Source organism: Arthrobacter pullicola (assembly GCF_014836875.1).
Taxonomy (GTDB): domain Bacteria; phylum Actinomycetota; class Actinomycetes; order Actinomycetales; family Micrococcaceae; genus Arthrobacter_B; species Arthrobacter_B pullicola.
Genome location: NZ_JACSQC010000004.1, coordinates 451,542 through 468,717 on the forward strand (window position 1 = coordinate 451,542; position 17,176 = coordinate 468,717).

A 17,176-nucleotide genomic window follows, 5' to 3' on the forward strand; every position below is an offset into this window, starting at 1 on the left:
GGATCAGCCGACAGTGACGCGGATGAGCGCCTGTCCCATCTTTTCCACGGTCTCGCCGGCGTCGATTGCCTGCACCCACTCCGGAGGCAGGGCATCGCGCCCGTGCAGCGTCCCGAGGATGCTCCCGGCCACCGACGCCGTGGCGTCACTGTCGCCGTCGTGATTAACCGCCACCGCTATGGCTTTGCGGAACTGCGCCTGCGGCGCACCGGCGCCCTCCGCGGACAGGGCTGCGTACAGTCCGATGGCCAGGGCTTCTTCGGCGACCCAGCCTTCACCAAGGACCTCGGTCATGCGCTCGGCCGGCACCTCCTGCTCAGCGGCGAGGGCGACGGCGGCCTCCAGCCGGGCTGACAGCTCGGGAACACCGCTGGCAGCGGCACCCTCCACAGCCTGCGCAGCGGCCGCCTGCAGCGTCGCGCCTTCGGGCAGCAGGTCGTGGATCAGCGTGCTGAAGACTGCTGCGCTGTGATGGGCCGAAGGGTGGCCGTGGGTCAAGGCTGCGCCATCGGTGCTGAACCGGTAGAGGACCCCGCCCTCGACGTAGGGCAGCAGGCCGAAGGGGGCTGAGCGCGTTACGGTGCCGCTTTCCTTGGAGTCCGGGTTGATCGGACGGGACCGGGTTCCCATCTCCCCGGTGAGCAAAGCGGAGAGGCAGGCGTTGGCGGGGTCCCTGCGGTGATGGAGCACTTCCTGGCCGTCGATCCAGCGGTCCGGCTGGTACGGCGCGTTGCTGGGCAGCTGCAGTCCCTGCGTCTTCATCCAGCGCAGGTAGGCGAGCCACAGGCAAGCGGTCTCATCCGCACCCACACCGTCGTTGGCCCACTGCAGCACGTCGACGAGTCCGTCCACGGTGTACAGGGTCATCTGCGTGTCGTCCGAAACGGGAGCCGGTGAGTCCAACTGGCCGAAGTCCGTCAGCCCGCTGCCGCCGAAGCGGCCCCGGATGCCTTCCAACGAGTCGAATTCCACCGGGTAGCCGAGGGCATCACCGAGAGCTCCGCCGAGCAGGCAGCCGTGGACTTTGTTCCGGAAGTGAGCGGCGTCAACGGACGCTTCGGCCTTGGAACCGGGGCTGGATTCGGGGGATTCTTTCACATCTCAAGCATAGGTGTCCGCCGGGGCGCTGCCGCCCGGAACTCCGCGAGTGTATGCTCAGTGCGCACCCAGCAGACTCTCAGGTAGCGATGGAAGTCTTGGGTGGTTTGCACGGCGCCGGCCGGTTCCGGCCGGGCGCCACCCGCCGTCCGCGGCGATCACTTGTTTCCAACCGTTAGGAACACCCCCTCCATGACTGCAGAGCCACACTTCCCGGCCGGTGCCCGCGCCGGGGTCGAAACCGAGAGCGTATCCCTTACGCACCTTCGAGGGTATGGGCTCGTTGGCCGCAGCGTTGCTGAAGCGGTCGGCTCCTTCCTGCTGGTGATGGTGGGCCTGGGCGTCGCGTTCTTCAACCCCTCCGGCGGCCTGTCCGCACCCTTGGCCTTCGGCCTGGTCCTCGCCGCGGCGATGGTCGCCTTCGGCTACATTTCCGGTGGACACTTCATTCCCACCATCACCTTTGCCAGTGCCATGGCAGGGCGCACGGACTGGAAGTCCGTCCTTCCCTACATCGCCGCGCAGGTAGTTGGCGCGGTTCTCGCTGCGGTGATCCTCTGGGTGTCCATGACCGGGCACCCCCAGATCCCGGACACACAGCCGTTCTTCTCCGCCGTAGCCAACGGTTTCGCTGAAAACTCCAGCACGCAGTTCCCGCTGGCCGGGGCACTGCTGACCGAGGTTATTGCCGCTGCCCTGCTCACGGCTGTCTTCCTTGGGTCCGGAAGCCGGCTGTCCGCAGCTGCCGGGGCTTTCGCCGTCGGCGTTACGTATGCCGCGCTGCTCACCTTCCTGGTTCCCATCACCGGCGGATCCATCAACCCCGCACGTTCGACGGCGACGGCGATCTTCGCCGAAAGCTGGGCCGTGGGCCAGCTCTGGATGTTCTGGCTGGCGCCCCTTCTCGGTGCTGCCATCACCGGCCTGATCTACCGCAGCCTGGATCTTGCAGGCAGCACGGCAGCGGAAATCACTGAGGAGGAGTACCTCGACGAGGTTGCGGTTGCCGACGAACCCGCTGCAGGCCCGGCAGCCGGTGCCGGGGCAACGGCCGCGGCACCGGAAGCCGGATCGGTAACGGACGCCGAGGACGCCCGCAGGCAGGAGCAGGCGGATGCCCGTGGCTTCTTTGCCCGGGATGAAGCCGGCACGGACTCTGACACGGTATCCGGCACCAAGCCGGAGACCGGAACCACAGACGGTCCGGAAGACGGGGAAACCCCCGGCGGAACCACCGGACCAAAGCAGCCGTAACCTGCGGCCAGCCCTTCGTTCCCGGTGACACTTCCGTTCCGCAGGCACACCTGCTGAACGGAAGTGTCACCGGCGGACGGTAGTTTGAAGGTATGCGAATCCTGCACACCTCTGACTGGCACCTTGGCCGTTCCTTCCACGGCGTCGGCATGCTGGAGGCCCAGCGCGGGTTCCTCAGCCAGCTGCTGGACACCGTCAGGTCCTCCCGGGTGGACGCTGTCCTGATTTCCGGCGATGTGTACGACCGTGCCCTTCCCGGCGTCGACGTCGTCCGGCTCCTGGACGAGGCACTGGCGGGCATCACCGCCGCCGGCGCCCGTGTGATCCTGACCAGCGGCAACCACGATTCAGCCGCCCGGCTGGGGTTCGGCGGCAGGATCTTCGAGCAGGGCGGGGTGCATCTTCGCACCGCGATCGAATCGATCACCTCGCCGGTGCTCCTGCCGGACGGCCCAGCCACCGTGGCTGTCTACGGCATTCCCTATCTTGAGCCCCGGCTGGCGGCTCCCGAACTCGGCGTGGACATCCCGCCGAACCATGCGGGAGTCCTGGGCGAGGCGCTCCGGCGGATCCGGGAGGATGCTGCCCGCCGGGCAGCGGAGGGCACACCTGTCCTTCCCGTGGTTATGGCGCATACCTTTGCCAGCGGCGGGATCACCGCGGACAGTGAACGCGACCTGTCCATCGGCGGGGTAGGTGCCGTGCCCCTGGATTTGTTTACCGGGTTCACCTACGCAGCCCTGGGCCATCTTCACGGCCGGCAGGAGCTGGCCCCCAACGTCTGGTACAGCGGATCGCCGCTGCCCTACTCGTTCTCCGAAGCCCGCCAGTCCAAGGGTGGACTGCTGGTGGAGATCGGACCCGGAGGCCTGGCAGACGTCACACCGGTGCCGTGGGAAGCGCCCAAGCGCCTCGAGGTGCTCCGCGGAACCCTGGACGGGCTCCTGGCCGACCCTTCCCTGACCGCGGCCGAAGACGCCTGGTGCCAGGTCACACTGACCGACGATGACCGCCCGGCGAAGGCGATGGAACGCATCCGGTCCCGTTTTCCGGGCACCCTCGTTTTGGTGTTCGAGCCGGCGTCAGGGAACCGCGGCGTTAACGAAAGCTACAGCCGGCGCCTCGCCAGGGCCACCGACGACCTGGATATCTGCTGCGGGTTCCTGGACCACGTGCGCTCGCGCGAAGCGGCACCCGAGGAGAAGGACCTTTTTGTGGAAGTCCTGGCGAAGGTCAATGCCGCGGAGGTTGCCAAATGAGGATCCACCGGCTGGAAATCCAGGCGTTCGGTCCGTTCGCGGAACGCCAGGTAGTCGACTTCGATGAGCTCGGTGCACAGGGGCTCTTCCTGCTCAACGGTCCCACGGGCGCGGGGAAAACCAGTGTCCTCGATGCGATCTGCTTCGCGCTCTACGGATCCGTTCCCGGAGCCCGGCAGGCCGCCCGCAAGCTCCGCAGCGACCACGCTGCTCCCGGCACCGCGCCGGAGGTGGTGCTGGACTTCAGCGCCGGCCCGCGCCGCTTCGAAGTGGTGCGCAGCCCGCAGTGGGAGCGGCCGGCTAAACGTGCCGGCAGCACCAAGGGGACGGTAACCGAACAGGCCCGCACCCTCCTGCGCGAGCTGGTCCACGGCGAATGGGTGCAGAAAACCACCCGCAACGACGAAGCAGCAACAGAAATCCAGGACCTCCTGGGGATGAGCAGCGAACAGTTCACCCGCGTCGTTATGCTTCCGCAGGGAGATTTCGCGGCCTTCCTGAGGGCGGACGCCACCTCTCGGGCCGACCTGCTCCAGCGTTTGTTCGGCACCTGGCGCTTCGAGGAGATTGAGCGGCAGCTGAAGGAACAAACGGCCGACGCGCAAACCGAGCTGGCCCAGGCGCAGTCCTCCGCGGAACTGATTGTGGCGCAGGTGCAAAGCGAAGCAGCCAGGTGCATCAGGCTCCTGACCGGCGGGGCGCAGTCCGGAACCGGGGACGAGGCTTCCACTGAGGTCTCCGATCCTGCGTTCCCTGCAGAACCGGATGAAGACCCGGCGGCCTGGCTGGCTGCCATCCGGACTGCTGTGGGGGACAGGCTCACCACGGTCCGCACCGGGCAGGAACACCGGAAGAACGAACTTTCCCTGGCCGAAGCCACGGTGCACAAACTCCAGGCCCGCCGGGCCAGGGGCCTTGCGCTGCTGCAGCTGGAAGCTGAAGAGCGGGAGCTCGCCGCCCGGCAGGCCGCCAGCGCGCCGCAGCGGGAGGCCCTCGCTGCACATACGCGGGCAGAAGGCCTGGCCGGGTATCTGGCCGCCTGCGATTCCGCCGGACGGGCCATGGAGAAGGCAGCGGCCGACGCCGGGTCCGCGCTTGCCGGCCTCGCTGAGGCAGCCGGCGCGGCAGGCCTGGGATCGCTGGTCCCTGGCAGCGGCACGGAACCGGGAGCCTTGCCGTGGCCGGGCCCCGGGGAACTGGAAGGCCTGGAAACGGCCACCGCGTCGGACCTTAGCGCCGCCGAAGCCGCGCTGGCAGACGCAGACCGCCTCGCGGGGCTGGAGCGTGAGCTGGAGAAGGACCGCGCCCTCGAAGTCGAGCTCCGTGACAAAGCGGCACAGCACCACGCGGCGGCAGCGCAGCTTCGCACCGAACAGGCAGGCCTGCGTGCCGCCCTCCCGGACCTGCGGGCGAGGGCCGCCGGAACGGAATCCGCCCGGAACCGGGTGGAGCAGGCAGAACAGCTGATAAGCGTGATCGCCGAGTACGCCAAGGCGCAGACGGCGGCAGCCACTTCCGCAGAAGCCGCTGCCACTGCCCGTCAGGACTACCAGGACCGGCGCGGGGCGTGGCAGGACCTGCTGCAGCTCCGGCTTGACCAGGCTGCCGCCGAGCTCGCTGCCTCACTCGAGCCGGGAGGCGCCTGCCCTGTCTGCGGCAGCTGCGAACACCCGGCACCTGCGCCGCTGCCCCACAACGGGAAGTTTGTGGGACGGGAAGAGGAAACCGCGGCCCGGACCAGCAGCGAAGCGGCCGAGAAATTCTGGGAGGATGCACGGGCAGCGGCAGCTGCGGACGCCGCGGCCGCGGCAGCCCTCCAGGTGCAGGGCGGAGACGGTGATCCCGCAGACGCCCTGCAGGCGCGCGAAACCGCCGCGGCGCAGCTGGCAAGGGCCGAAGCAGCCGCCGCAGAACAGGCTGCCATCGAGGCGCGGCTGCAGGCACTGGAGGTTGAGCTCGACAGCCTGTCCGGAGCAGAATCCAACCTGCTGCAGGAGGCAGCATTGGCCCAGGCCCGCCTGCGCGCGGCCACCGCGGAAGCCGCGGCGCTGCGCAGCCGCAGTGCAGACCTGACCAAGGGGGCCGCGTCCCTGCAGGAGCGGGTCGATTCCCTCCGCGCGGTCCGCCGGCTCTGCGGTGCGGCCCGCTCCGCCCTGCAGGCCGTGGCTTACGCGGAAAATTCCCATCAGACCAGCCGGCAGGCGCTTGACGATGCCCTGGACGGCACCGGGTTTCCGGACGCGGACTCCGCCCGGGCCGCGCTGCTCCCGGCTGCCGAGGCCGAGCGCCTCCGCAGCGCCCTCGACGCCCTCGACGCAGACGCAGCACGCGTGGCCATGCGGCGCGAAAGCGAAGATGCAGCCGCTTCCCTGGACAGCGGCGGCGATCCGGCGCAGATGCCCGACGAAGAGGACCTCGCTGAAGCCGCCGAAGCGGCAGACGCCGCCCGCAAAGCGGTCTCCGACGGAGGCATCCAGACCGGCCTGTTGGAGGGGTCCGCCGCAACGCTCCAGGAACTGGCCGGGAAGCTTGCCGATGCAACTGAAGCGGTACGTCCCCTGCACCGCCGGTTCGAACTGCTGCAGTCGGTGACCGACACGGCCCGGGGCAACGGTGACAACAACTATCGGATGGCGCTGAGCACCTACGTACTGGCTGCCCGCCTGGAACAGGTCGCAGCCGCAGCGACCGAACGGCTGGCGGCCATGACTGCCGGGCGGTACTCACTGGTGCACGACGATTCCCGGTCCGGGAACCGCAAGGCCGGACTCGGGCTCCACGTCATCGATGCCTGGACCGGAGTCCGCCGGGATACTTCCACGCTTTCCGGCGGGGAATCATTCATGGCATCGCTTGCGCTGGCACTGGGGCTGGCCGATGTTGTGCAGCAGGAATCGGGCGGCACCAGCATGGAGACGCTTTTCGTAGACGAAGGCTTCGGCAGCCTGGACGAGGAAGCCCTGGAACAGGTGATGGATGCTCTGGAAGGGCTCCGGGACGGAGGCCGGGTGGTGGGACTGGTCAGCCACGTGGCGGAGATGAAGCAGCGGATCGGAGCTCAACTGCAGATCACCCGGGGCCGTAACGGGTCCAGCATCCGGTTCCGGGCCGCGGACGCTTTACCTGCCTGACCTGCACAGGAGCAGGGGAGAGTAGTAGAATCGCGGTGTAACCGGGTCGGGCGCATCGGGAGGAGGGACGATGCGCGGTTTTCGCGTGAACAGAGCCAGGAAATGACCCGAGACTACGAACCCGAACAGCGCTCACCGGCCGCCTCCGGGACTCAACCCGACATCTCCAGCGTCCGGCCAAACGTGCCCACAGCGCAGCCGGAAGCAACAGCCCCGCCAGAACCCCTGGCCAGCCCCGCATCCGCGCCCCCGCCGTTGTCCCAGGGCCGATACGGGCGGATCTTCGAGATTGCGGGGAAGGCATTTTTCCCCGTTGCCTTCCTGGCGAGGCTTCCCCTGGCAATGCTCACGATCGGCGCACTGACCCTCATCACCAGCATCACCGGCTCCTATGCCCAGGGCGGGTTCGCCGCCGGTGCCGTCGGCTTGGGGTCCGCAGTGGGAGGCCCGCTCCTCGGGTACCTGGCGGACCGTGTGGGCCAGCGCCCGCTGCTGCTCGGGGCCGCCGTCGTCAATCCGCTGATGATCCTGACCGTCCTGTTCACGGCAGCTCAGCTGCCTGCGGGCGGCCCGCTGCCCGCTGTGCTCGCAGCGGCCTTCGCGATGGGAGCTACCGGCGCCCAGGTAGGCCCGCTGGCGCGCGTGCGGTGGATGGCCATGACCAGCCGGGACCGCAGCGGCCGGGAACTGGGCACCGCGCTGTCCTACGAGAGCATGGCCGATGAACTCAGTTTTGTCCTGGGCCCGGCCCTGGTTGGCCTGCTCGCCGCAGCGGTGGCGCCGTGGCTTCCGCTGGTGCTGGCTGCAGTGATCTCCGGGACCATGGTGACGGCCTTCGCATTGCACCGCTCCGCTGAGACAGTAGTGCCTGCCGGGCGCCGCCGCACGGATCGGAACCGGGCCAAAGCCCGTGCCGCCGGCGCAGACCGGCCGTCACCGGCCGGTATCTGGCGCACCTGGGCGGTGCTGGCGCTGCCGATCCTGGGGATGGTGGCCATGGGGACATTCTTCGGTGCCACCCAGGCCAGCCTCACCGCATTTGGCGGGACCTTCGGCATCGCCGACGCGGCCGGGCTGCTCTACGCCGTGATGGGGATCAGCTCCGCTGTGGCGGCGCTGTCGGTTGCGTTCTGGCCGGAACGTCTGAGCCAGTCCGTGCGGTGGGTCCTCTCCGCACTGGCAATGACGGGTGCCGCCCTGATGCTGCTGCTTCCGGCCGGGATTCCGGAGATGCTGGTGGTTCTGTTTGTCCTGGGCATCCCCGTGGGACCAACCATGGTCAGTATTTTCGGCATCGGCGCCCAGCTGGCGCCCCAAAACCTGATGGGTACCGTGATGACCCTCCTGGCCAGCGGGACGGTGGCCGGAACTGCAGTGGGTTCGGCCCTCGCCGGTCCGCTGGCGCAGGAGTACGGGCACTCGGCAGCGTTCTGGGTCAGCTCCGGGGCAGCCGGTGCCCTCCTGGTCCTGGGCGTGGCATCGGCAGTTGCCGTACGGCGGCTAAAAAAGCCTCAAGCCTAACCGAGCACGCACGCATTGCGCGCATTCTTTGCGGGCAGCGCGGGTAGATTACGTGCCGGTATCAAATGTGGCTCCAATCACGTTTTTTCCTTGACGGAGGGTGACCTATTTCATAGCGTTTACCTGTAGAACTTATGTTCAACATGCGAACAAGATGCAAACCTCAACGATTTTTGTGGCTGGTTGTTTCTGCGCCGTTCCGTTGTTGTTGAACTGAGGTCTGGATCCCGCGACCGTCTTCGCGGGGTTTCCCCCGTACAAGGAGCGCTTTAGTGAAACGCAATACCCCCCTCCTCCTGACTGCCGCGCTGGCCCTGACTCTCAGTGGCTGTGGAGGCGGATCTCTCTCCGGTGGCGAGGACACCTCTGCTGCAGAGGGCACCTCCGGACTGACCACCCTCTCCGTGGGCATCATGCCCATCGTTGACACCGCCCCCATCTGGCTGGGCAAGGAACAGGGTTTCTTTGAAGCCGAGGGCCTGGACCTGGACATCCAGACCACCACCGGCGGGGCCGCGGCCGTGCCCGGCGTGGTCAGCGGAGATTTCGATTTTGCCTTTGGCAACGTCGTGTCCGTCATGGTGGCTAATGACAAGGGCCTGGACATCGAGCTGGTTTCCAACGGCAACTCGACCACCGGAGACACATCCTCGGACTTCGGCGCCGTCGTCGTTCCTGCCGGATCCGACATCCAGAGCGCCGCCGACCTTGCCGGCAAGACGATTTCGGTCAACAACCTCTCCAATATCGGTGACACCACAATCCGGAAACTCGTGGAGAACGCCGGCGGTGACCAGGAGAGCATCAAGTTCGTGGAGATCCCGTTCCCCGACGCACCTGCGGCGGTCGAATCCGGGCAGGTCGATGCCGCCTGGATCCTGGACCCGTTCCTCACCCAGACCGTCGAAAACGGTGCCCGGGTCATCGCCTACAACTTCGCCGAAACGCACCCGAACCTGGACATCAGTGGATACTTCACCACCTCCGCCTACGTCGAGGAGAACCCTGAACTGGTGGAGAAGTTCACTGCGGCGATGAAGAAGTCGCTGGAGTATGCCCAGGAGAACCCGGATGAGGTCCGGGAAATCGTCGGCACCTACACCAAGATTGACGCCGAGATGCGCGCCAAGATGATCCTGCCGACCTTCCGGGCAGAATTCGACCGCGACGGCCTGACCGTTTTGGGCGAGGCTGCCGCAAGCTACGGAACGCTTTCCAAGGCACCGGACCTGGCCGCTATGCTGCCCGCACAGGACTAGCACCGGACATCCGTCCGGATAACAGAACGAGACCATATGAACACCTCCAAACGACTCCCCACGGGGCCGTTGCTGGGTTTGGCGGGAATCCTCGGATTCCTGCTGACCTGGGAACTGATTCCCCGGCTGGGCGTGGTCAACCCCCGTTTCCTCCCTCCCGCCAGCGAGGTGCTGGGAGTCTTCTTCAGCAACCTGGGCCTGGGAGCCTTCTGGAACGCCGTCCTGGACACCATGACCGGCTGGTTCCTGGGCCTGCTCATCGCCACCGTTGCCGCCATTGTCCTGGGACTGGTGATCGGCTCCAGCGATTTCCTGCGGAAGGCCACCAACTCCACCATCGAATTCCTGCGGCCGATTCCCTCGGTCGCACTGATTCCGCTGGCTGTGCTGCTGTTCGGTCTCAAGCTCGAATCGACCCTTCTGCTGGTGATTTACGCCTCCTTCTGGCAGGTCCTGATCCAGGTCCTGTATGGGGTGGCGGACGTGGATCCGGTGGCCAGCAACACCGCCAAGAGCTTTGGCCTTGGCCCGCTGGCCCGGATCCGGTACGTCGTGTGGCCCACCACGCTGCCTTACCTGATGACCGGCATCCGGCTGGCTGCGGCCGTAGCCCTGATCCTGGCGATCACCGCCAGCCTGATCATCGGCTCACCCGGTCTGGGCAAGGAGATTGCCAACGCCCAGTCCGGCGGCGCGATTTCCCAGATGTACGCGCTTGTACTGACCACCGGTGTGCTGGGCATCCTCATCAACATGGGCATGCGATTCGTTGAACGCCGCACCCTGTCCTGGCACAGCTCGGTCCGCGGGGAGGTCGTGGTATGAACACGCTCAAGAAAGCCGGCTACCTGGTCGCACTGCCCGTCCTGCTGATCTTCATCTGGTGGGTCAGCACGCTGGGGAGCACCAACTTCTTCGTTCCCAAGCCAGGCATGCTCGTGGACAAGCTGGTGACGGTTTGGACGGGGGAGCGGCTGGTCGGGGACGTGCTGCCCAGCCTCACCCGGCTGATTATCGGCATCCTGCTCGCAATTGTCCTGGGCACCGGACTCGGCATCCTGGTCGGCACCACGCGCTGGCTCCGGAACCTGCTGGAACCGGTTCTGGAGTTCTTCCGGGCCATCCCGCCACCGGTGCTCATCCCGGTCCTGATGCTGCTCATCGGGGTCAATGACCAGATGAAGATCGCGGTCATCGTTTCGGGCTGCATCTGGCCGGTGCTGCTGAACACCATTGAAGGCGTCCGCGCCGTCGACGGCGTGCTCAGCGACTCCGCCCGCACCTTCCGGATCAGCGGGTTCGCCCGTCTGCGCTACTTGGTCCTGCCCAGCGCCAGCCCGCAGATTATGGCCGGCGTGCGGCAGTGCCTGTCCATCGGACTGATCCTGATGGTGATTTCGGAGATGTTCGCATCCTCGGAGGGCCTTGGTTTCACCATCGTCCAGTTCCAGCGCTCCTTCGCTATTCCGGAGATGTGGAGCGGCATCGTGGTCCTTGGACTGATCGGTGTGGCCATGTCATTTATGTTCCAGTGGGCCGAACGCCGCATTCTCGGCTGGTACCACGGTTTGAGAGAGGTAGAACATGCAGAGTAACCCCACGGACGGCCCGGGCCAGCCGCTGCTTTCGGTCAGGGGCATCCAGAAGATCTACAAGGTTGACGCCGGCGAAATCGAAGCCGTCCGGAACCTGACCTTCGACCTGCGTCCGGGGGAACTGGTCTGCCTGGTAGGCCCCTCCGGCAGCGGCAAAACGACCCTGCTGAAGATTATCGCGGGCCTGATGGCTCCGACGTCGGGCGAAGTGGTCCTGGCTGGCAAGAAGGTCACCGAGCCGCCGAAGGACATGGCCGTGGTCTTCCAGGAGTACGGACGCAGCCTGTTTCCATGGATGACAGTCCGGGGCAACGTCGAGCTTCCGCTGAAGAACGCCGGAATCGCGAAGGGCGAGCGTAACAAGTTGGTGGACGATGCCCTGGAGGCTGTGGGCCTGGCCCACGTTCCCACCAGCTACCCGTGGCAGCTGTCCGGCGGTATGCAGCAGCGCGTGGCCATCGCCCGCGCCGTTGCCTACCAGCCCAAGGTGCTGCTGATGGATGAGCCGTTTGCCGCCGTCGACGCCCAGACCCGGGCGGATCTCGAGGACCTGGTCCGCAGCGTTTGGGAAAAGCTCGGCGTGACCATCCTGTTCGTCACGCACGACATCGATGAGTCCGTCTACCTGGGGGAGCGGGTGGTGGTGCTTTCGAGCTCGCCGACCGTTGTCCAGGAAGACATCATTATCGATCTGCCGGAGAAGCGCGACCAGCTGACCACGCGTTCACTGCCGCGTTTCGTGGAACTGCGCAACCACGTATACGAGCAGATCCAGATCGCGAAGAAGAACAAGGGAGTTGCCAACCCCGCTCCGGTGGACCCGCGGGTCACAGTGCCGCATGCCGCGGCGGCCGTGGAGGGTCTTCCTCCGGTTAGCGGAGTAGACGTTTCCTAGCCGGTGAGGGAACGGTTCCGGGCAGCCGCCCGGAACCGCGAAGGGACCTGGGTTCGCCCGCTTCGGCGGGGGAGGCCAGGTCCCTGTCCACTTAAAGGATGGTGGCCTAGTATCGGAAGTCAGCGGCCACGGCAGGCAGCGCGGCCGAGGTACCAGCCGAAGGAGAAAGTCATGGCTGAATCAGGCAAGCAGCCGGAAGAGCAGCATGGGAAAGAGCAGGCGGACCGCCCCGAGGCGAAGGGTGGAGCTGGGCCCGAAGGGACCATTCCAGCTTCGGCGGACGGCGTTGCGGCCGGAAGCGCGGACGAGGCCTCAAACTTTGAACCGGAAGAGGACACTGACTCTGCCGGGGACGGCGGGTCCTGAACCTGCTTAGCCCAGGCTGGGCGCGTGGTCCGGCGGCAGCGGGATGTAGATATTGCCGGTGGTGATTCCGCCAGTGCTGACTTCGTCGTCCTCAGCCGGGGGCAAGCTGCCCACCTCCGGCCCGGTATCGGGTTCCGCGGCCAGCAGGCGCAGTGCCGCGGCCGCTTCATGCGCTGCCGGGCGGACATCGGGAAGGCGTGCCGTCATGGCCCGGAGGAGTTCCACCCAGTCCTCGCCGAGGGCAGCGGGAACCTCGGGATCCCGCAGCAGGCGCGCCACTGCAGCTTCCACGATGGGACCGGGGAAGGCTTTTTCCCCGGTCAGTGACTCAAGGAGCACCAGGCCCAGCGAATACACATCCGTCGAGGGCTGGACTGCGCCGCCCTGGGCCTGTTCCGGGCTGAGGTAATTCGCGGTACCGATGGTCGCGCCGTGTGCGGTCGCCACAGTGGCTTCCACCAAGCGGGCAATGCCGAAATCCGTGAGCTTGGGGTACAGCCGGGAATCATGTTCCTGCGGGAAGAGCAGGATGTTGGCCGGCTTCACGTCGCGGTGGATGACCCCCTGTGAGTGCACATAGGCGAGGGCATCTGCCAGGTCGGCGCCGAGCGACGCGACCGCGACCGGGGGCAGCGGACCCGATTTCAGGGTGCGGCGCAGGTCCGGTCCGTCAACCAGTTCCATTACCAGGTAGCTCAGCACCCGGCCGTCCTCTTCGTGGTGCAGGCCGGCATCCAGGAGCGTTACGAGTCCCGGGTGGTTCAGAGTCGCCAGCAGCAGTGTTTCAGTATGCTGCCGGCGGTAGTTGTCGTCTTCCTGCACGGTGGGTCGAAACAGCTTCACGGCAACTTCGCGTCCCAGGTTCTCATCCGTCGCGCGGTGTACGGATGCAGCGCCGCCGGTGCCGATGAGCTCGGTAATGCGGTAGCGCTGCCCCAGGAATAGGTCCAACGGCGTCCTCACTTATTGGTTGAACTGCAGCGGAAGGCTGCGGCATAAAATGCAGGGGGAAAGGTGCAGGCAGTAATCGTCAGCACGCTTAGTAATTCTTTAAGTGTACTGACGATTCGATCCTAGCCTGTACCTGTACCCTGCATCCCGCATTTGCGGCAGGTCGTGACCAATTCTTGACCTGGCGTGCCTTAGGTGGACTCCGCGCTGTCCGGTCCGAGGAACTCCACCGCGGCTGTCTTGAATGCCCGCGAGGTCACGGCGTTCGCATGGCTTCTGCCCGGTAGAAGCAGCAGGTCCGCCCGGCCGCTGAGTTCTGCCAGCCGCGGGGCGGTGACGGCCAGGGTGTCCTTGTCTCCGGCGACCAGCAGCAGCGGCATGGCAGGAACTGCTGCTGCGGGCTGGAACGGTTCCTGTTTGATGGCCTCAATCAGTGTGAACAGTGCCTCAAGGTCATTGGACGGGACCAGGGTGGCCATCCGGAGCAGGTCAGCGCTGACCGGATCGGGAAGGGGTGCACCTCCGGCCAGCGACTCGCGGGCAGCAGCCAGGTCGAAGTCCGCCAGCGGATCTCCGGTACCCGGGCCGCCCAGAACCATTCTGTGGACGTAGCCGGGCGCTTCGGCACCAAGTTCCCACGCCAGGCGGGAACCCAGCGAGTAACCGGCCACGTCGACGCCGGAGGACTCATCGCCGTCCACCAGCGGACGGACCCCGTTTGCGATGAGCAGCTGCAGCAGTCCGGCCCGGATGCTGCTGGGCCGGCAGCTGTCCCGATCTGCCGGGGCAGGGCTGCGCCCGTGGCCCGGCAGATCGGCGGCGATGACCCGCCGTCCGGCCTCGGTGAGGGCCGGGATCCAGCCGGTGGACTGCCAGTTCATTTCCGTTGAGGAGGCAAAACCGTGCAGCAGGAGGATGGGCCGCAGGCCGGCATCTGTTCGCGGGGCTGGTTCGTGAATCTCGACGTGCAGCGCTGCCCCTGTGCCGTTGAGGGTGCCCGCCGTCATCAGTCTTCGTCCAGGACCGCGGAAAGCCGGACCCGGCGGCGCGCCGGAGCTTCCTCGGGAACGGTGCCGACGATGCCGGCGGTGTTGTCCGGAACCTCGAACACCACCAGGGGTTCGCCGACGTTGATCTTGTCGCCCGGTCCGCCGTGGATGCGGGCCACGACGCCTGCCTGCGGTGAGGGAAGCTCGACGGCGGATTTGGAGGTTTCCACCTCAACCAGCGGCTGGTTGCGCTCCACCTGGTCACCGGGGGCCACCAGCCATTCGAGGATGGTTGCTTCAATCAGGCCTTCGCCGAGGTCGGGCAGGGGAAAAGATATTTCAGCCACGCCGGTACTCCAATACTCGCTGGATCCCAAAGAGGATGCGGTCAATGTTCGGGATGTATTCGTCTTCGAGGTCACCTGAGGGATACGGTACGTCGAATCCGGTGACGCGTTCCACCGGAGCGCGCAGGGTATCAAAGCACTGCTGCGTGATGAGGGCGGCTACTTCCGCGCCCAGTCCCGCGGTCAGCGGAGCTTCGTGGACGACGACGGCGCGCCGGGTCCGGCTCACCGAGGCTGCCAGCCCCTCGGCGTCGATCGGCTTGAGCCAGCGCAGGTCCAGGACTTCGATTTCGATCCCGTCCTCGGCGGCGAGTTCGGCTACCTGCAGGCAGCGCGCGACCATGGCACCCCATGCGACCAGGGTCAGGTGCGCGCCGGGCCGGACCACCTTGGACCCCAGCGGCGAACCGGCGTCCGTGAAGTCCACGGAACCCTTCTGCCAATAGCGGGACTTCGGTTCCATGAAGACCACCGGGTCCGGCCGCGAAGCGGAGTACTTGAGCAGGTGGTAGGCCTCGTGCGGGCTGGAGGGTGAGACGACCAGCAGTCCCGGAACATGGGCGAACAGGGCTTCGAGTGACTCCCCGTGGTGTTCGGGCGCACGGATGCCGCCGAAGCTGGGAACACGCAGGGTTACCGGCATGGGTAGCGTGCCGCGGCTGCGGTAGTTCATGCGGGCCAGCTGCGTAATGATCTGGTTAACGGCGGGGTAGGTGAAACCGTCGAACTGGACCTCGGGAATGGGGTGGAAGCCGGCCATCGCCAGGCCCACGGACATGCCCAGGATTCCGGATTCGGCCAGCGGAGTGTCAAAGACACGGTCCGGGCCGAAACGCTTCTGGAGTCCGTCCGTGATGCGGAAGACGCCGCCGAGCCGGCCAACGTCTTCGCCGAGCACCACGGCCTTGTCGTCTCCGGCCAGGATTTCTGCCAGCGCACGGTTCAGTGCCGCCTGCATGGAGATCGTCTCGACGGCCGGGGACTCTGCGGCGCCCGCGGGGCGGATTCCTTCTGTGAGTTGGCTAGACATGTTCGGATTCCTCCCGCCAGGCCCGTGCCTGGGCCTTCAGTGCTTCAGTGGGTTCTGCAAAGACAAAGTCGAACATTTCCCGGCCGGGCCGGGACTTGAGTGCCTGGACCCCTTCGCGGACGGCCTCGGCGTGCGCCTTCGCTTCGGCAGCCGCAGCGTCCAGGAACTCCCTGGTGGCCGCACCGCTTGTCAGGATGAGCTCAGCCAGCCGGGAGACAGGATCGGTGCCGGCGTCGCGGCGTTCCTCGTCGAGGGTACGGTAGCGGCCGGGATCGTCGCTGGTGGAGTGTGGTCCCCGCCGGTAGGTCATGGCTTCGATCAGCACCGGCCCGTTGCCTGCGCGGGCATGTGCGGCGGCGCAGCGGGTGGCACGCACGACGGCGGCGGCATCGTTGCCGTCCACCGTGACGGACGCCATCCCGTACCCGGCGGCACGGGCGGCCACTCTGCCGCCCGCAACCTGTTCTTCGGTTGGCAGGGAGATCGCCCAGCCGTTGTTCTGCACGAAGAAGATCACCGGGGCTTTCAGGACCCCGGCGAAGTTCATCGCCTCGTGGATGTCGCCCTGTGAACTGGCGCCGTCGCCAAAATAGGTGATCGCGACGGGAAGTTCCGTTCCGGGCTTAGCGGAAAGCCTGGAACCGTGGGCCCAGCCGACTGCGTGCAGCACCGATCCGCCGACCACAGCCTGGATCGGGGCAAGCCGGGTCTCGACGGGGTTGTACAGCCCGCCGTGCCAGCTGGCTTTGTGGGTGGACATGTACTGAACCATGTCCACGCCCAGGGCGAGTGCGACTCCCATTTCGCGGTAGGTCGGGAACAGGAAATCCCGGGCGGGATCCATGGCAAAGGCGCTGCCGACCTGGGCCGCTTCCTGTCCCAGCTCAGGGGCGTAGCCGGGAATGATGCCCTGGCGCTGCCACGCTACGGCGGCCAGATCCAGTTCCCGGGTGGCGCTCACCAGCGAATAAAGCCGGCGCAGTTCCTCATGCGTGAGCTCGGGAGTGCTCTTGATGTCTAGGTCCATGTGCTGAAAAGTAACCGCTGTCACATGACCATGGCAATCAGCAATGACGGGGGTGAGCAGACTGTGCATGTTGCTTGCCCGAAACGGTAAATACCTGGACAAATTGCCAAGCGATTCGATGAACAACTATTCAGAGGGCGCAGCCGGCCAGTGCTGCGCGGGTGGGTCGGCGCCACCGCTGGGCCTCCCTTCGTTTGCCCCGAAAACGGAGGTTGCCGGATGAATTTCGCGACCCGGACTGGCATTTATTTTATTTCCCGGTATGGTCTGAAAGTATCCAATGGTTGAGTGACACAGGAGTGTAAATTGTCTGGAAAATCACCGCAAGGATCCGACGCCAAAAAACCCGGCAAGTCGATCAAGGAGAAGCGGGCCGAGAAACGGGCCAAGTCAGCCGCCGACACCGAGCTCGTGCCCAGGAAGCGTAAGGGACAGTAGCGCACAGGGGGTGCCG

The 17,176-nt window shown here is 66.3% G+C and carries 15 protein-coding genes; 9 read left to right on the forward strand and 6 right to left on the reverse strand.

Features of this window, described 5'->3' with window-relative positions; all coding sequences use genetic code 11:
* Positions 1-3 precede the first annotated feature (3 nt).
* Entirely contained in the window at positions 4-1,011 is a 1,008-nt protein-coding gene (locus H9638_RS10935) for an ADP-ribosylglycohydrolase family protein (protein WP_225217335.1), read from the reverse strand.
* Positions 1,012-1,290: 279 nt separating this feature from the next.
* Here H9638_RS10935 and H9638_RS10940 point away from each other — a divergent pair, with 279 nt between their 5' ends.
* The 9 genes from H9638_RS10940 to H9638_RS10980 all read left to right on the forward strand — a co-directional run bounded on the left by H9638_RS10940 (position 1,291) and on the right by H9638_RS10980 (position 12,378).
* The gene (locus H9638_RS10940; protein ID WP_191747195.1) at positions 1,291-2,352 is read left to right on the forward strand and encodes an MIP/aquaporin family protein; all 1,062 of its coding nucleotides are present in this window, start codon (positions 1,291-1,293) and stop codon (positions 2,350-2,352) included.
* 92 nt (positions 2,353-2,444) lie between these two features.
* Positions 2,445-3,611: an exonuclease SbcCD subunit D gene (locus H9638_RS10945; protein ID WP_191747196.1), complete on the forward strand. Its 1,167-nt coding sequence runs from the start codon at positions 2,445-2,447 to the stop codon at positions 3,609-3,611.
* Positions 3,608-6,742 (forward strand): AAA family ATPase, encoded by a 3,135-nt coding sequence (locus tag H9638_RS10950; RefSeq protein ID WP_191747197.1) that lies wholly within the window; start codon positions 3,608-3,610, stop codon positions 6,740-6,742. Before H9638_RS10945 ends, H9638_RS10950 begins: the two co-directional genes overlap by 4 nt.
* Before the next feature lie 102 nt (positions 6,743-6,844).
* Entirely contained in the window at positions 6,845-8,263 is a 1,419-nt protein-coding gene (locus H9638_RS10955; RefSeq protein ID WP_191747198.1) for an MFS transporter, read from the forward strand.
* 272 nt (positions 8,264-8,535) lie between these two features.
* Positions 8,536-9,522 (forward strand): ABC transporter substrate-binding protein, encoded by a 987-nt coding sequence (locus tag H9638_RS10960; protein WP_191747199.1) that lies wholly within the window; start codon positions 8,536-8,538, stop codon positions 9,520-9,522.
* A gap of 36 nt (positions 9,523-9,558) precedes the next feature.
* Positions 9,559-10,347, forward strand: a complete 789-nt coding sequence (locus H9638_RS10965; RefSeq protein WP_191747200.1) for an ABC transporter permease — start codon at positions 9,559-9,561, stop codon at positions 10,345-10,347.
* Entirely contained in the window at positions 10,344-11,117 is a 774-nt protein-coding gene (locus H9638_RS10970) for an ABC transporter permease (RefSeq protein ID WP_191747201.1), read from the forward strand. The genes H9638_RS10965 and H9638_RS10970 overlap by 4 nt, the downstream gene beginning before the upstream one ends.
* Positions 11,107-12,012: an ABC transporter ATP-binding protein gene (locus tag H9638_RS10975; RefSeq protein WP_191747202.1), complete on the forward strand. Its 906-nt coding sequence runs from the start codon at positions 11,107-11,109 to the stop codon at positions 12,010-12,012. Before H9638_RS10970 ends, H9638_RS10975 begins: the two co-directional genes overlap by 11 nt.
* A 171-nt stretch (positions 12,013-12,183) precedes the next feature.
* A complete protein-coding gene (locus H9638_RS10980; RefSeq protein ID WP_191747203.1) occupies positions 12,184-12,378 on the forward strand; it encodes a hypothetical protein in 195 nt (64 codons plus the stop codon).
* 6 nt (positions 12,379-12,384) lie between these two features.
* On the opposite strand, the gene H9638_RS10985 is transcribed toward H9638_RS10980, so the two are convergent.
* The 5 genes from H9638_RS10985 to H9638_RS11005 form a co-directional block, all read right to left on the reverse strand.
* On the reverse strand, positions 12,385-13,329 hold the full coding sequence (locus tag H9638_RS10985; RefSeq protein WP_191747204.1) for a serine/threonine-protein kinase: 945 nt from the start codon (positions 13,327-13,329) through the stop codon (positions 12,385-12,387).
* Positions 13,330-13,520: 191 nt separating this feature from the next.
* Positions 13,521-14,336 (reverse strand): alpha/beta fold hydrolase, encoded by an 816-nt coding sequence (locus H9638_RS10990; RefSeq protein WP_191747205.1) that lies wholly within the window; start codon positions 14,334-14,336, stop codon positions 13,521-13,523.
* On the reverse strand, positions 14,336-14,665 hold the full coding sequence (locus tag H9638_RS10995) for a biotin/lipoyl-containing protein (protein ID WP_191747206.1): 330 nt from the start codon (positions 14,663-14,665) through the stop codon (positions 14,336-14,338). The genes H9638_RS10990 and H9638_RS10995 overlap by 1 nt, the downstream gene beginning before the upstream one ends.
* Positions 14,658-15,695 carry an alpha-ketoacid dehydrogenase subunit beta gene (locus tag H9638_RS11000; protein ID WP_191747207.1) on the reverse strand — a complete coding sequence of 346 codons (1,038 nt, stop codon included), beginning with the start codon at positions 15,693-15,695 and terminating at the stop codon, positions 14,658-14,660. The genes H9638_RS10995 and H9638_RS11000 overlap by 8 nt, the downstream gene beginning before the upstream one ends.
* A complete protein-coding gene (locus H9638_RS11005; RefSeq protein ID WP_191747208.1) occupies positions 15,688-16,722 on the reverse strand; it encodes a thiamine pyrophosphate-dependent enzyme in 1,035 nt (344 codons plus the stop codon). Before H9638_RS11005 ends, H9638_RS11000 begins: the two co-directional genes overlap by 8 nt.
* Positions 16,723-17,176 lie beyond the last annotated feature (454 nt).

Excerpts from the sequence above, each read along its gene's own strand:
- H9638_RS10940 (WP_191747195.1), top strand. The coding sequence starts at position 1,291 with ATGACTGCAGAGCCACACTTCCCGGCCGGTGCCCGCGCCGGGGTCGAA.
- H9638_RS10945 (WP_191747196.1), top strand. The coding sequence starts at position 2,445 with ATGCGAATCCTGCACACCTCTGACTGGCACCTTGGCCGTTCCTTCCAC.
- H9638_RS10950 (WP_191747197.1), top strand. The coding sequence starts at position 3,608 with ATGAGGATCCACCGGCTGGAAATCCAGGCGTTCGGTCCGTTCGCGGAA.
- H9638_RS10955 (WP_191747198.1), top strand. The coding sequence starts at position 6,845 with ATGACCCGAGACTACGAACCCGAACAGCGCTCACCGGCCGCCTCCGGG.
- H9638_RS10965 (WP_191747200.1), top strand. The coding sequence starts at position 9,559 with ATGAACACCTCCAAACGACTCCCCACGGGGCCGTTGCTGGGTTTGGCG.
- H9638_RS10970 (WP_191747201.1), top strand. The coding sequence starts at position 10,344 with ATGAACACGCTCAAGAAAGCCGGCTACCTGGTCGCACTGCCCGTCCTG.
- H9638_RS10975 (WP_191747202.1), top strand. The coding sequence starts at position 11,107 with ATGCAGAGTAACCCCACGGACGGCCCGGGCCAGCCGCTGCTTTCGGTC.
- H9638_RS10980 (WP_191747203.1), top strand. The coding sequence starts at position 12,184 with ATGGCTGAATCAGGCAAGCAGCCGGAAGAGCAGCATGGGAAAGAGCAG.
- H9638_RS10990 (WP_191747205.1), bottom strand. The coding sequence starts at position 14,336 with ATGACGGCGGGCACCCTCAACGGCACAGGGGCAGCGCTGCACGTCGAG.
- H9638_RS11000 (WP_191747207.1), bottom strand. The coding sequence starts at position 15,695 with ATGTCTAGCCAACTCACAGAAGGAATCCGCCCCGCGGGCGCCGCAGAG.
- H9638_RS11005 (WP_191747208.1), bottom strand. The coding sequence starts at position 16,722 with ATGGACCTAGACATCAAGAGCACTCCCGAGCTCACGCATGAGGAACTG.